Genomic DNA, 14,351 nt, shown 5'->3' on the forward strand with positions numbered 1-14,351 from the left:
CTGTTTACATAAATATGGGTTTCCGATTATGTGAATGGGTAAGATAACTCTATTATCGCCAAGAAATTCCCCATAAAATTGAATGACGCCTTGAATGTAATCGAGGCGTCATTTTTTTATGTCTAATAAACCTCCATCCTTCCATGCCTCCATTTAGGGTATACATTTAGACATAGGTAAGAAAGAAGGCCTATTGTCGTTAACATGAGAAAGTTTGTAGATGCATGTAATTAATAAATACATTTTTATTAGACTACCAATGCTCATTTTCCGTATCTATAAACAAATTGAACAAAAATCTAAAATAAATAAATGTCAATGATTTAAAACGTTATTTATAGCGAGAAATGTCAAAAAAATAATTACGTTGATGGTTGTCAAAAAAATGACACGATAAATTATTAGATTTAAATTTATCCTGTAATCTACGTCTCGCGATAACTTGCAAATAAACCTCGCTAATTAAACTAACAACCTTTGGTAAAATAATGAATAAGTCATTGATACCTTTATATATATTAGGTGATCTATGTGTTTCTGATGAACGCTTTAACGTTCATAACATTAATTATATAGATGATATTATCAATATAAAGCACTCTATTATTGTTGTAGAAAAAGATATTGATGAAACACTCAAAAAACTGAATGATAAACATCTTACAGAGTGTTTGATTTATACATCAGCAAAAACAGAGTTATCTTCTTATCTCTCCTATGGCATCTTTTCTTGTCAGCAAGCAATAGCCGATTGGGATATTGTAAGGGAAAAAGCGAAGTTAATTAAAAATACTGATAATAAATTATTAAGTTGGCTATTTAGTTATCCTTCAAGAAGACTAACTCCTCAATTAAATTATCATCTAGATACGGTTTATACATATCCAATACTTAACGTATTTTATAAACAGAATGAAATTATAGAGCTGGAGAGTTTTATTAAATCTGGGCTTATTGAATCGGATAGTCTTATTGATAAAATAAGAATTTGTAATACATGTCATAGTGGACATTTAAACTATATAGAAACATGCCCTAACTGTGAGAGTATCGATATTATTTCTCAGCATTCACTACATTGCTTTACTTGTGGTCATGTTAACAATGAGACTGAATTTAAAAAGGCGAATCATCTTGAATGTCCAAAATGTTCAACAAAATTAAAGCATATTGGGGTTGATTATGATCGTCCATTAGAAATGTTTTCATGTAAGAGCTGCCATGAATTATTTATTGAATCTGAAACCCGAGCAAAATGCTTTTCATGTCACAGTATTCAAGATGTTTCTTCAACTATAGCTAAATCGATCTATACATATCGACTTACCGATAAAGGCGAGCAGTATGTTAGAGCAAAGTTAGACTATAATTTACCTGATTTAAATCTATCTGGAAGAGTTGATAAAGAATATTTACTCAGTTTATTACCTTGGTTAAGTAAACTGTCTATTAGACATCAATACGATCATATTATCTGTGCTATTAAATTTAATGGAATAGATGAAATGAATTTTACATATGGTAGAGATAAAGCAGACAATTTTATTTATGAGTATATTGATAGGCTGAATACAATATTGAGAACAACTGATATTACATGCCAGTATGAGAATGATGTCATTTTATTGGTCTTTCCTCATACATCTAAGAACTCAATGAATACAATCATGAAAAAAATTAGCCGTGTAACTGAGAATATAAACATTCCTAAAATATCCGTTATTGTCGGAATGTGGACATTATCAAAAATGGCTATGGATAAATCAATAACTAGATGGCTTGAAGATAAAATAGAAAGTATTGAGAATGATAGATAGCTTAAATTATATAGCGCTGACATTAATAACATCACTTTCCCAAAATTCAAATAATATCTTCTTATTTTTACCAGGTTTTTTATTAATTGAATTACCACTTGTGATCTTAGTAATATCAGGTGTATTTCGATGGGGATGGCATCAAGATGAAAATCAAATAGTCAAATACCCATCAGTCAGTTTTATTATTACTTGTTATGGAGAGGGGGATGCCATAACTCAAACAGTAGATACGTTAGTTGAACAGATATATCCAGGGAAAATTGAAATCCTTGCTATTGTTGATGGGGCAAAACAAAATAATGAGACCTATCAAGCTGCTTTAAGGTGTGCAGCCAAATATAAATCAATACCTTTTCGTAAAGTAAGAGTCATACCAAAGTGGCAACGTGGAGGAAGAGTATCGACCCTCAACTCTGGGCTCTTTTTTGCTAAACATGACATAGTCATCAATGTCGATGGAGATACCTCTTTTGATAATGATATGACCATCAATATGGTTAAGCATTTTCAATCATCCAACACCTTGGCAGTAGGTGGAGCGCTAAAAGTTAGAAATTGGCAAGATAATATTTTAACTCGAATGCAAGCCATAGAATATATGTTATCGATGCAACTTGGAAAAACGGGAATGGCTAACTGGGGTGTACTTAATAATATATCGGGCGCATTTGGTGGATTTAGACGGAAAATATTAAATCATATTGGAGGCTGGGATACTCATACTGCAGAAGATTTAGATTTAACAGTACGGCTAAAACAATACAAAAGAAGATACCCAAAGACTAAATTAGCTTTCTCCCCCCATGCTGTTGGGCATACCGATGTTCCAAGTACGATAAAAGGATTGATTCAACAGCGACTAAGATGGGATGGTGATTTGTTATTCCTTCATTTGAGAAAACATAATAAGGGTTTAACTCCGAAATTACTCGGCTGGGGAAACTTTGTATTTATACTTGTTTATGGGATTTTTCAAAATGTGATTCTACCATTACTCGTTATTATTTACTTAATTTATATTTGCATGTATGCACCTTGGCAAATAGTGCTAACGATTAATATTATTTTGTATTTAATGTATCTGGTTATTACAAGTGTCTACTTTATTCTTTATATTAATTTGATTTCTGAACGTCCAATGAAGGATATCAAATTTGTGGTCTGGTTATGGTTATATCCTATATATCAATTTCTAATGAGAATAATTACTGCGTTTTCAATGTTTAATGAGTTGATCAGACGTAGTCATGAAGAATCCAATATGGCACCTTGGTGGGTATTAAAAAAAGGGAAAAGATTTTAGATGAAAGTCCAATTTCATACAGAAACTCAAGTCGATCCGAAAAGTTCAAATTTTATGAATGTGATATACGGTTCGGCAAAGCGTGGAGGGTATAGGCTTCGCTGGTATTTATTGTTATTACTTATTATCAGTCCTATATTATATCTTGCTTATTTTATGTATCAGTCAATCTATTTGACAATTGCACCAGGGATAATAACAACAAGTCCGATGCTAATTACAGCTACAAACGATGGTATTATTGATTTTGTTGTCAATGGGGATGAGTTATATACTAAAAAATCCGTGTTAGTGACTATTAATAATGAAACGATATCAAATACGGAACACTATTTATCACTCAAGACTCAAGAAATTGATGCGCAAATAGAAAAGTTACCAGCAATTAACCTTGATAAATATAATCAAGAAATTAAAAATGCTAAAAGTAGTTTTCTCAAAGTTAATGAAATCAAAAAACTTTATGAAAAATATAGAAAACAAGGTCAAGTTTCTCAAGTTGATTACGCCAATATTATAAATACTGCCAGTGTTGCCAAACAGCGAGAACTTCAGTCATCAATATCAAAGGAACAGGCGCTGTTTTCTTACGATCAAAATAAGTTAGCTGGCCCGTTAATGCTTTTACGTAATGATATTGGATTAAAGTTAATTTCATATCAGAGTCAGCAGAATGAACTGTCCATTGTATCGCCTGTATCTGGGTTTATTGTTGAGAATTATGTTACAGAAGGGCAGTGGGTACAGAAAGGCCAAGAGTTGATGACTATTGCTCCCTATCGACAGCCTGAAGTAATTAGCTATGTTGATGCTAAATATCTGGCTAAAGTCGCAAAAGGGAGTGAAGTGATGGTTCAATTGCCTAATGGTGGCCAATATTCTGCAATTGTTCGATCTAAACCTCGGTTGGCAACTAAACTTCCATCGCAACTAACGACACCTTTTACAGAAACGAAAGCCGTATTAAAAGTTGTTCTTGAGTTCAATAATCACGTAAATGATCTGGATTGGGTTGAAGGGATGCCTGTCAAAGTTATTATTTGATGCTTATGTGGCATAGTTTTGTGTACAAAAACAAAGTGCGATAGAATGCATATGAGTTAAATAAAGTAAAATTAATTATTATGTTTATTTGGAACCTTATTGAGTTCTTGTGGGTTTTAACAATAATTTATTTTGCTAGAAGAATATGGTTAGCATATAACCTAAGTATCACTAAATTATTCAAAAATCTATTAAGATAAAGATGGGTTGATAGGGATATCAACCCGCTTGTGATTATAAACTAGGTATTGGATCTGGGCTGCCATCTGGATCGTTGTTTGCGTAAGCATTGATATAATAACTTCCGATAATGGCTAAACCACAAAAATGAGGAGCTGCCATTGAAGTACCATTGTATGCAACTGTGCCTCCGCCTGTCTTAGTTGATAGAATATTTTCACCTGGTAATGCATATTCAACGACTGAGCCGTAATTGGAGAACCAAGAGAAATTATCATATTGGCCGACAGAAGATATTGTAAAAACGTTTGGGTGCGTTGTACTTGCGGGAGTGAAAGTGGCTGCATTTGCCGAACTATTACCCGCAGCAACTGCAAAAATGATGCCTTTATTAGCCGCGGCTTTTATAGCTGTATCTAATGCTGAAGAAAACCCTTGAGCTCCGAGACTCATGTTGGCACAGTCACCGTATTGACCGTTGCGATAAACATGGTCAACACCAGCAATAACGCCATCCATTGTACCACTTCCGTTATTATCAAGGACGCGAACAGGAATAACCGTTGCCCCAGCCGCTACCCCGACAACATCGTAACCATCGACTTTAGCTGCAATTGTTCCGGCAACATGTGTTCCATGACCATTGTCATCTTCAGTAGTATTTTTACCTCGAATGAAATTAGCCCCACGATTTTTATCTACATTAAGATCTGGGTGCCTGCTATCAATACCAGTATCAATTACCCATGCGGTGCCATATTCAGCTATTTGAGGGCCGCCAACACGGCTTACTCCCCAAGGTATCACTTCAGGAGCCCTTGGTGTCGTACTGCCACTATCACCATCACCTTTTCCGCCGCCACCTTTACCATTCCCTGGCTTAGCTAAGCTAACTATCTGGTTTTTCTCTATATGGATAATGGCATCGCCAAATCGTTCTTGCAATTTGGTTAGTGCCTGAGGAGGTAACGTTATCGACATTCCTTGTAAAGCATGTGAGTAGTGATGATGTACTTGACCTTTAGCATTGGTAATTTCTAATGCGATAGCGTGTCTTTTCTCATTACTGATAGAAGATTCAAACTGAATAATGAATTGATTTTTAAGATCAAAGGGTACGGGTTGTGCTACAGCAGTTCCTGTGAATAGAAGAACTGACGAAGTAATGGCATACAGCGTTTTCATAATAAACATCCCATTTACGACATCCTTATTAATAGTGTAGTCAGTAATGAGCGCTTTGCATTTTGCTTTGCATATTTGTTCTGATTTTAAGAATGGATTGCTGGCTTCTCGATAAGATATTCAGTGATTCAAGTCGCATTTTTTGTTATAGTAGTCAGCAATTTCGAGAAAAAGTCGCATAACAACGCGGCTTTTTTCATGTTTGAACGAACATCATATATTGGAACAGTACATTGATTTCAACAGCTAATATCACAATGCAGTTTGGCGAAAAGCCATTGTTTGAAAATATCTCAGTTAAGTTTGGTGAAGGTAACCGTTACGGTCTTATCGGCGCGAACGGCTGTGGTAAGTCTACTTTTATGAAAATCCTAGGCGGTGAGCTAGAGCCATCATCAGGTACTGTTTCAAAAGATCCAAACGAGCGTATGGCGAAACTGGGCCAGGATCAGTTTGCTTTTGAAGAGTACACTGTTGTTGATACCGTAATCATGGGTCACAAAGAGCTATGGAAAGTAAAAGAAGAGCGTGATCGTATTTATGCGATGCCTGAAATGTCAGAAGACGACGGTATGCGCGTTGCTGATCTTGAAGTTGAATTTGCTGAAATGGATGGCTATTCAGCGGAAGCGCGTGCTGGTGAACTTCTATTAGGTCTTGGTATTCCAGAAGATCTACACTTTGGCCTAATGAGCGCGGTTGCTCCTGGTCTGAAAGTACGTGTTCTTCTTGCTCAGGTTCTATTTGCAAACCCAGAAATTATGCTTCTGGACGAACCAACCAACAACCTTGATATTCATACTATTGCATGGCTTGAGCAAGTTCTGCTTGAGCGTAACTGTACTATGATCATCATTTCGCACGACCGTCACTTCCTAAACAGTGTATGTACTCATATGGCTGACTTAGACTACGGTGAGCTGCGTCTATTCCCAGGTAATTACGACGAATACATGATCGCAGCTGAGTCTGCTCGAGATCGTCTACTTGCAGACAATGCGAAGAAAAAAGCACAAATGGCTGAGCTTCAAACGTTCGTAAGCCGTTTCTCTGCTAACGCATCAAAAGCAAAGCAGGCAACATCTCGTCAGAAGCAATTAGATAAGATTCAGCTAGATGAAGTAAAAGCATCAAGCCGTCAGTCACCATTTATCCGTTTTGAGCAAGAGAAAGAGCTGTTCCGTAACGCATTAGAAGTTGAAGGTCTAAAGCAAGGTTATGGTGATAACATCTTAATCAATGGTGTTCGTCTATTGGTTGAAGTAGGTGAGCGCATCGCTATTATCGGTGAGAACGGTATCGGTAAATCTACTTTCCTAAATACACTTGCTGGTGCAATGGAACCAATGGAAGGTATGGTTAAGTGGTCTGAAAATAGCAATATTGGTTTCTATGCTCAGGATCATGGCGCTGACTTTGAAGAAGATCTAAACCTAATGGATTGGATGAGCCAGTGGAAGAAAGAGGGTGACGACGAGCAAGTTGTACGTGGTATCCTTGGTCGTATGCTGTTCTCTCAACATGACATTAAGAAATCAGTAAAAGTACTATCTGGTGGTGAGCAGGGTCGTATGCTGTTTGGTAAGCTAATTATGCAAAAGCCGAACATCCTATTAATGGACGAACCAACTAACCACATGGATATGGAATCTATCGAAGCGCTTAACCTAGCTCTTGAGCACTTTAAAGGTACATTGATGTTTGTTTCTCACGACCGTCAATTTGTATCTTCTATCGCAACTCGTATCATCGAAATTACGAAAGATGGCGTGGAAGATTTCCATGGTACATACGATGAATATCTTGCGAAGAAAGGCCTTGAAGGCTAATTTTAGCTAAAATAATCAAATAAAAAATGAGGCTAGCTGTTAGCCTCATTTTTTTGTGTATTTTTAAATATTGATTGAAATATCATTAGATATGAATCAAATACCGTATCTTTTCTGAAACAATCTTTCTCAGTGTTTGCTATTTTATCGCAAACATTAATCATTATAATTTTAAACTCATATATACCGAAACTTGGTACACAATAATGTTTCAATGCTTCCTAAAAAATTGCCGTTGGCTTGTGGCATTTTGGGGATGTCTAACTGTTTTTATTGCATTAGGCTTTTCATCATTTCTTCATAATGACAATGGTCAAAGTTATTCACTATTACAGCAATGTTATCTAATTTTTACTCAATATGGTTGGTTTGGTTTAATTTGTCTCGCATTCAATTTAGTTTTATTACCTTTAGGGATACTACCAACACACTATTTTAAAGTAATTATCGCCATTGTTTTTTCTATTTTATTACTCATTTTAAACGTCGATCTTGTTGTTTTTGAACAATATAAATTTCATATTAATGCATTGTTAATTAAAATGTTTTTTAATGCTGGAAATGAAGTGTTCGATATTTCTTGGGTATCTTGGCTATTTTTCATTGGCTTATATTGCTTCTATTTAATTGGACTAGGGTTTGTTTTCTGGTTAAGTAAGCGAGTATTAGAATCAAAACTAAAATGGATTTTAATGATCAGTTGGTTTATATCACTGTTATTAAGCCAAGGTATTCATGCATATAGTAACGCGCTATATAGCATGGAATTTAGTCAATTTAACAATAAGTGGCCACTTTATTACCCATTAACAGCCCGTGAATTTCTATATAAAAACAATATAGTCAATAGAAATAAAGCAGAAAAAAATAGAATTCAGGTCCATTCATTACAAGCGACAAATATTTTATATCCGTTACATTCAGTACAGATTGATTCGGATATAAAGAAACCCAATGTGTTATTCATTATGATAGATGCATGGCGCTTTAGTGATGCGACAAAATCTGTGATGCCTAATGTTTCCCAATTTGCTCAAAAAACCTATCGATTCCAAGAGCATCGTAGTGGTGGTAATTCCACTCAAGCTGGTATGTTTAGCTTGTTTTATAGCTTACCGCCAACTTACTGGGATAGCTTTTACGCCAGCCAGACAAGCCCTATATTTATGAATAAAATTATAGAGTCAGGCTATCAAACTGAAATATTAGGCTCTGCCACACTCAATAGCCCTCCATTAGGAAGAACTATTTTTAAAGAGGTAAAGCAGCTTCGACTTCACACTCCGGGTAAGAATGCGGTAGAGCGTGATGCTCAGATCACACAGGATTTTTTAACATTTCTTAAAAATAAAAGAAATGATCAGCCTTATTTTGGGTTCTTATTTTATGATGCGGCTCATGCATCAGATTTTTCGGCAGACAGCAGTAAGTTTGAGCCATATGTACAGCGAGTTGATCACGCCTTATTGAATAATAACTTTGATGCTTCTCTGTATCATAATCGCTATAAAAATTCGTTGGTTTATATTGATAAACTGATTGCACAAGTTTTAGCTAAAGTGAATTTGAAGGATACGGTTATTGTGATCACGTCCGATCATGGACAAGAATTCAATGATAACAAACAGAATTATTGGGGACACTCTAGCAACTACAGTGATGTACAAATCCATGTGCCACTGTATGTTTACTTACCTGAGCATAATGGTCAAGTTATTAACTACCGAACTAATCATTACGACATAATGCCGACATTGATGTCTGAGATCTTTCATAGCCCAACGTCAACCAGTGATTATAGTGTTGGATATAACCTGTTTGATCCAAAACCTAGAGATTGGTTTATCGCTGGTAGTTATTATAATTACGCTATTGTAGGGCCAGATGCCATGTTAGTGACTTATCCTGGCGGTGGTTACCAGTCGCTTGATAACCATTTAAAGCCCATCAATGGGAGTCGTATTCCGATTGATGTCATTAAAAAACAAGTTGATTTAATGGCAAAATACTATAAACATTAACCAGAAAAGAATAGATACCCAAGTAACTTACAAGCTGTAATGTCAGTGCTCTGAATTTTTCATCTCAAAGTTACTTGGGCATAACGGCTTACTTAAGATGGGTCGTTTTTATAGGAATTATTATGAAAATTTGGGTAGATGCGGACGCTTGTCCTAACGTTGTAAAAGAGATCCTTTTTCGGGTTGCTAACCGTGTAGGTGTACAAGTGACTCTTGTCGCAAACCAATTTATTCGAGTACCTGCATCGGCACATATTCGTTCGATACAAGTAGAAGCGGGATTTGATGTGGCAGATAACTACATTGTCCAGCAAGTAGAAGCAGGTGATTTGGTGATTACTGCTGATATCCCATTAGCAGATGAGGTGATTACAAAAAATGGTCATGCATTGAACCCAAGAGGGGAGATGTATACAAAAGAGACGATTAAGCAGAGACTTCAAATGCGAGATTTTATGGAAACGCTAAGAAGTAGTGGTATTCAAACAGGAGGTCCTGCACCGCTTAGCCAGGCAGATAGACAAAATTTTGCGAATAAATTAGATAGCTTTATCGCGAAAAATTTTAAAAAATAATTCCTGATTTTTTGAGTAAAAGGATTTACTTATGAAAGTATTACAGCTTGATCATCTCGTTTTAACCGTTGAAAATATAGATAGAACTTTAAGATTTTATCAGGTTGTTTTAGGGATGAAGGTTATTCATTTTGCTGAAGGGCGTGTTGCCTTAGAGTTTGGAAATCAAAAAATTAATTTGCATCAGAAAAGCTCAGAATTTGAACCTAAAGCTGCAATTGTACAGCCGGGTAGTGCTGATCTATGCTTTATTGTTGATGTGGATATTGCTGACTTTTGTGCCCATTGCTCTTCACTTAATATTCCTATTCTACAAGGACCAATCCAACGGACAGGGGCTATGGGGAGTATAACTTCCGTGTATATAAGAGATCCTGATGGCAATCTATTGGAATTATCTAACTATCTGATTTAATAAGATTGTTTCTAATTAATCCGCGTTTGATATTTTTACACATTTTGCCAAATCGATAGAGATCATCAAAGTTAGGCTTTGTCCCTCGATCAAGGGCGTGTTCCCAGTAAGAGACTTCTGATTCAAGCATTTCCATCAGTTTTTTAGGGCAGCCAATACAACTATTATCAGGCCCACAAGTAAATGTACTCTCATCATAAAGAGGTAACTCAGTTTTAACCTGCGATATGATATTTCGCATGGCTTCAGATGTTGTTGGTTTCATTGTGCATCACCGATAAAAAAATGATGATACTCTCTCAACCTGCTATCAGCAATATAATACATTTATGAAAAAGATGGACAAAGACAATAATGGGCCAGTTTGTCGGGTTTAATCAAATAGAAAAACTATGCGTTATTTAGTTTTCTTAGATGCTTCTGTCTAACTAATTTAAGATGTTTTTGATTTAAGTAAGAGATCGTTTTTCTTAACTTCTTTTTATCTTTAGACATATTATTTAATTTTAACTACATGGTTACAAAATTGGCATTGATAAATGGATTTATAAAAAAGCTTCTGCCAAAAAGTGCGAGAGATTTTTTGATATTGACTATTTTCGCAGCATTTTTTCATTTCTTACCTTCATCTATAATCTCGGCTTAGTCCAGCAATTATAGGATATGTCAAATAATTGGCTGTCAGACGTTTGTTAAGTTTTATTAGATAAATACTTGTTTATAAAACAATCGTAGTGTTGTATTTGTGTGGGAAATTATAATTGGGTTACCCATTAAATAAATATACACCGAGGGTATATTTATGTATGTTATTTGTATAACAAAGGTCTTAATTGATTATTGGGTATCAATTTTTCCTTTTTTAATATGAGCCTTACTTTTTTTAGCTACCGCATGAGTCATTCCCCTGAATATAAATAAGTGAGCTGGCATCATGGCGAACCAATATAAAAGTCCACTGAATCCAGCAGGATGCCACCAAGCTCTGATATCAAGAGTGCGGTAGTTGCCATGATCTTTTATCGTAAATTCCAGCCGACCAAGACCGGGGGCTTTCATACCAAATAAGAGCGAAATAAAATGTTTATCTTCTAGCGCTATAACTTTCCATGAGTCAATCCTATCGCCAAGTTGTAAAGTATCCGGGTCTCGACGATAGCGCTCACAAGCGTTACCCCCAATTATTTTGTCCATCCACTCACGCAAATGCCACAAAGAATTGGCGAAGAAGTATTCCGTCCCAGGGTTTCCTAGTCGTTGAATTTGTTGCCACAAAGCATCAAGAGAAGCATCCGTCTTTAATGTGTATCCGGCTTGTTTAGGGTAATAACCATAACCTGTTTGCCAGCGTTCTATTGCATCTGGGTTAAATCCCCAAATAGGGTTTGCCACAACTTCTACTTGTTTTTTTAGGGCAATTGAAACCGCTTCTTCATAGGTCAATAATGTTTGTGGTATAGCCTGCTGAATCTGTGTCCCATCGGCTGGGAGGTCAAATCTCAGTCCACCAATTAACGCTTTGGCAATATTGGTTGGAACCGAAGTAATAAACCTTAACCAGTAAGCGGCTAAGGTTGGACTTAAAAATGGAATGGGTAAGACTCGAATAGGTTTATGGATGATCTTACCTAAGCGGATCATTTGATCTTTATAGCTCATCTGTTCTGGGCCTGATACATCCCAAATACGATGTGAAGAAGGCGGCATATTGATCAGTTCAAAAAGATAATGGAGTAGGTTACATAAGGCGATAGGCGAATTGCGAGAAGTCACCCATTTAGGCGTTAACATAATAGGTAGGTGGTAGACAAAATCACACATTACTTCAAAGGCTGCGGATCCTGGTCCGATAATAATACCAGCACGCAGTTCGGTTACTGGTTTTTCACTTTGTCTTAATATCTCGCCTGTCGCCTTTCGAGCAATTAAATGTTTAGAATCACTGTTGTTACTTTGTAATGCACCTAAATAGATAACGTGTTTTACTTGGCTTTGTTTTAATCCATCACTGAAATGTTGTGCTGCTTCAATCTCATAGTCAATAAAGTCATGGCCGTGTGTCATGCCGTGAACCAGAAAAAAAACCAGATCTACATCAGATAATAATTTGGTCAGATCTGACTTTTCGTCAAGGTCTAGATAATGCAGTGAGACGTTGTCTAGCTTGTTCCAACCTTTCTTTTTTAACAGTGATAGGTTGCGTCCTGTCGCTTTAACTGAATATCCTCTTTGGGCTAATTTCGGCACTAAATTGCTGCCAATATAACCTGAAGCCCCTACCACTAAAATTGTTCGAACCATCGTAATCTCACCCATTTAATAATTCGCTATGGGAATAAAATAAAAGTTTAAAAATCCCTTATTTATCAGTTTGGTATTAAATACAAAAAACGGCAAAAATAAGGTTAATTTGATTGGAGTTTGTACATTGGGCGTATAAAATCTGAGCGTTTATATCAAGGTATCACTTGAGTATATATCCCCGTCGAATCGACGAATTAGAATTATTATCTTATCTGGGGCGTTAATGTTCACACTTGTATTGCAGCAATTTAAAGGTGACTTTTTACGTCGCCTTTTACTCATCGCTTTGCCGATCTCCATTCAGTCTATGATGTTTTCAAGTCGTAGTCTGGTTGATATTTTAATGCTCGGCCAATTAGGTCAGACCGATGTTGCTGCGATGGGCATTGCGGGACGCGCTATTTTTGTGGCAACGATTATGCTCTTTGGTGTGACCACAGGGGGAGCTTTATTGACTGCTCAATATTGGGGAGCAGGAAATAGCGAGGGTGTTAAACGTTCGACGGCTTTAACTTGGCTTATGAGTAATATTACGGCACTAATAGCGGCAGGTGTTTTTTTTCTATCGCCGGAGAGCGTAATTTCACTTGCGACCAATAATTCTGAAGTAGTGGCTTTAGGTGCTCAGTATTTACAGATTACAGCATTAAGTATGTTCCCAATGGCTTTTGGTATAAGTATGGCTGTAGGATTGCGCTCAATGCACCAACCTGGGGTTAGTACCTTTTTTAGCGCAATCGGAATTAGCTTAAATATCCTCTTGAACTGGCTATTGATTTTCGGTAAATGGGGATTTCCTGAGATGGGAATTGCTGGCGCTGCTTGGGCGACAGTAATCAGTGGTGTGGTCGAGGTTAGCCTTTTATATGCCTACTTATATCATCGCAAACATCTACTTTCTTTTGGGCTAAGTACCATTATTGCTGCTTGTGAATGGATTTATGTAAAACGTTTTTTAACCCTCTCTTTGCCGACCACATTTAACCATTTAGCTTGGTCTGCGGGTATTTTTGTTTATCACGCCATTATTGGTCAATATGGGGTAGAGGGGCTGGCGGCATTATCCGTGATGACGCCGATAGAATCATTGTCTCTTGCATTTTTAATTGGTAGCTCAAATGCTGCAGCCGTTATGATTGGAAACCAGCTAGGTGCCAATAAAATGGAGGAAGCTTATCACCAAGCATGGGCTGTTTCCTGTTTTAACCTACTTAGTAGTATGGTGATGGCAATATTGATGCTGCTAATTAAAGAGCCGGTTCTGAATCTATTTACAGCGCTGACACCAGAAACCCGTGCATTAACTGAGCATTTCTTTGTCATTTATACTGGATTATTAATCATCAAAAGTATTCCAATGACTATGATTGTTGGTATTTTACGTGCTGGTGGCGATATTCGATTCTGTTTCTATCAAGATATTATTGCTCAGTGGGTTATTGGTATTCCTGTTGTTGCCATTTGTGCGCTGGTTTTCAAAATTCCAGTAGAGTGGATTTATGCTCTGTTAGGGCTAGAGGAGCTTGTGAAATGGGTGGGATCAACTATTCGTTTACGTTCGAAAAAGTGGATGAATAACTTGGTTGCTTAGTGAGATAAAAAATCGGCCATTAATAAAATAAATCCTAAGGCCATTAGGTTAGGTATATACTTAAATTAATGGCTATTTCGGATA

General features: G+C 36.5%; 11 protein-coding genes. 8 read left to right on the forward strand and 3 right to left on the reverse strand.

What is annotated here, in order from left to right:
• Positions 1-488 precede the first annotated feature (488 nt).
• Genes CTN07_RS04095 through CTN07_RS04105 form a run of 3 tightly spaced genes read left to right on the forward strand, consistent with a single transcriptional unit; the run spans position 489 to position 4,167 of the window.
• Positions 489-1,817: a TackOD1 domain-containing metal-binding protein gene (locus CTN07_RS04095; RefSeq protein ID WP_005298996.1), complete on the forward strand. Its 1,329-nt coding sequence runs from the start codon at positions 489-491 to the stop codon at positions 1,815-1,817.
• Complete coding sequence (locus tag CTN07_RS04100; protein WP_107183674.1) at positions 1,807-3,123, forward strand: glycosyltransferase family 2 protein; 1,317 nt, start codon at positions 1,807-1,809, stop codon at positions 3,121-3,123. Before CTN07_RS04095 ends, CTN07_RS04100 begins: the two co-directional genes overlap by 11 nt.
• A complete protein-coding gene (locus CTN07_RS04105) occupies positions 3,124-4,167 on the forward strand; it encodes an HlyD family secretion protein (RefSeq protein WP_005299000.1) in 1,044 nt (347 codons plus the stop codon).
• 234 nt (positions 4,168-4,401) lie between these two features.
• Here CTN07_RS04105 and CTN07_RS04110 read toward each other — a convergent pair whose 3' ends face one another.
• Complete coding sequence (locus tag CTN07_RS04110; protein ID WP_005299002.1) at positions 4,402-5,541, reverse strand: S8 family serine peptidase; 1,140 nt, start codon at positions 5,539-5,541, stop codon at positions 4,402-4,404.
• Positions 5,542-5,765: 224 nt separating this feature from the next.
• Between CTN07_RS04110 and CTN07_RS04115 the strand changes: the two genes are divergently transcribed.
• The 4 genes from CTN07_RS04115 (at position 5,766) to CTN07_RS04135 (ending at position 10,372) form a co-directional block, all read left to right on the forward strand.
• Positions 5,766-7,361: an ABC-F family ATPase gene (locus tag CTN07_RS04115; RefSeq protein WP_005299004.1), complete on the forward strand. Its 1,596-nt coding sequence runs from the start codon at positions 5,766-5,768 to the stop codon at positions 7,359-7,361.
• Positions 7,362-7,567: 206 nt separating this feature from the next.
• On the forward strand, positions 7,568-9,382 hold the full coding sequence (locus CTN07_RS04125; RefSeq protein ID WP_005299007.1) for a DUF3413 domain-containing protein: 1,815 nt from the start codon (positions 7,568-7,570) through the stop codon (positions 9,380-9,382).
• 122 nt (positions 9,383-9,504) lie between these two features.
• The gene (locus tag CTN07_RS04130) at positions 9,505-9,957 is read left to right on the forward strand and encodes a YaiI/YqxD family protein (protein WP_036763699.1); all 453 of its coding nucleotides are present in this window, start codon (positions 9,505-9,507) and stop codon (positions 9,955-9,957) included.
• A gap of 31 nt (positions 9,958-9,988) precedes the next feature.
• Entirely contained in the window at positions 9,989-10,372 is a 384-nt protein-coding gene (locus tag CTN07_RS04135) for a VOC family protein (protein WP_036763701.1), read from the forward strand.
• Here CTN07_RS04135 and CTN07_RS04140 read toward each other — a convergent pair.
• Positions 10,356-10,637, reverse strand: coding sequence for a hypothetical protein (locus CTN07_RS04140; RefSeq protein ID WP_036763704.1), 282 nt, complete (start codon positions 10,635-10,637; stop codon positions 10,356-10,358). The two genes, CTN07_RS04135 and CTN07_RS04140, sit on opposite strands and share 17 nt — an antisense overlap.
• Before the next feature lie 572 nt (positions 10,638-11,209).
• Positions 11,210-12,673: a DUF2867 domain-containing protein gene (locus CTN07_RS04145; RefSeq protein ID WP_005299010.1), complete on the reverse strand. Its 1,464-nt coding sequence runs from the start codon at positions 12,671-12,673 to the stop codon at positions 11,210-11,212.
• A gap of 226 nt (positions 12,674-12,899) precedes the next feature.
• On the opposite strand from CTN07_RS04145, the gene CTN07_RS04150 reads away from it, so the two are divergent.
• Positions 12,900-14,267, forward strand: coding sequence for an MATE family efflux transporter (locus CTN07_RS04150; RefSeq protein ID WP_005299012.1), 1,368 nt, complete (start codon positions 12,900-12,902; stop codon positions 14,265-14,267).
• The last annotated feature ends 84 nt before the right edge of the window (positions 14,268-14,351 follow it).

Origin of the sequence: Photobacterium damselae, from assembly GCF_003026815.1 — a bacterium.
Classification (GTDB): Bacteria; Pseudomonadota; Gammaproteobacteria; order Enterobacterales; family Vibrionaceae; genus Photobacterium; species Photobacterium damselae.

Bases quoted from the DNA above. Each gene is read 5' to 3' on its own strand.
- CTN07_RS04095 (WP_005298996.1), top strand. From the start codon at position 489: ATGAATAAGTCATTGATACCTTTATATATATTAGGTGATCTATGTGTT.
- CTN07_RS04100 (WP_107183674.1), top strand. From the start codon at position 1,807: ATGATAGATAGCTTAAATTATATAGCGCTGACATTAATAACATCACTT.
- CTN07_RS04105 (WP_005299000.1), top strand. From the start codon at position 3,124: ATGAAAGTCCAATTTCATACAGAAACTCAAGTCGATCCGAAAAGTTCA.
- CTN07_RS04110 (WP_005299002.1), bottom strand. From the start codon at position 5,541: ATGTTTATTATGAAAACGCTGTATGCCATTACTTCGTCAGTTCTTCTA.
- CTN07_RS04125 (WP_005299007.1), top strand. From the start codon at position 7,568: ATGTTTCAATGCTTCCTAAAAAATTGCCGTTGGCTTGTGGCATTTTGG.
- CTN07_RS04130 (WP_036763699.1), top strand. From the start codon at position 9,505: ATGAAAATTTGGGTAGATGCGGACGCTTGTCCTAACGTTGTAAAAGAG.
- CTN07_RS04135 (WP_036763701.1), top strand. From the start codon at position 9,989: ATGAAAGTATTACAGCTTGATCATCTCGTTTTAACCGTTGAAAATATA.
- CTN07_RS04140 (WP_036763704.1), bottom strand. From the start codon at position 10,637: ATGAAACCAACAACATCTGAAGCCATGCGAAATATCATATCGCAGGTT.
- CTN07_RS04145 (WP_005299010.1), bottom strand. From the start codon at position 12,673: ATGGTTCGAACAATTTTAGTGGTAGGGGCTTCAGGTTATATTGGCAGC.
- CTN07_RS04150 (WP_005299012.1), top strand. From the start codon at position 12,900: ATGTTCACACTTGTATTGCAGCAATTTAAAGGTGACTTTTTACGTCGC.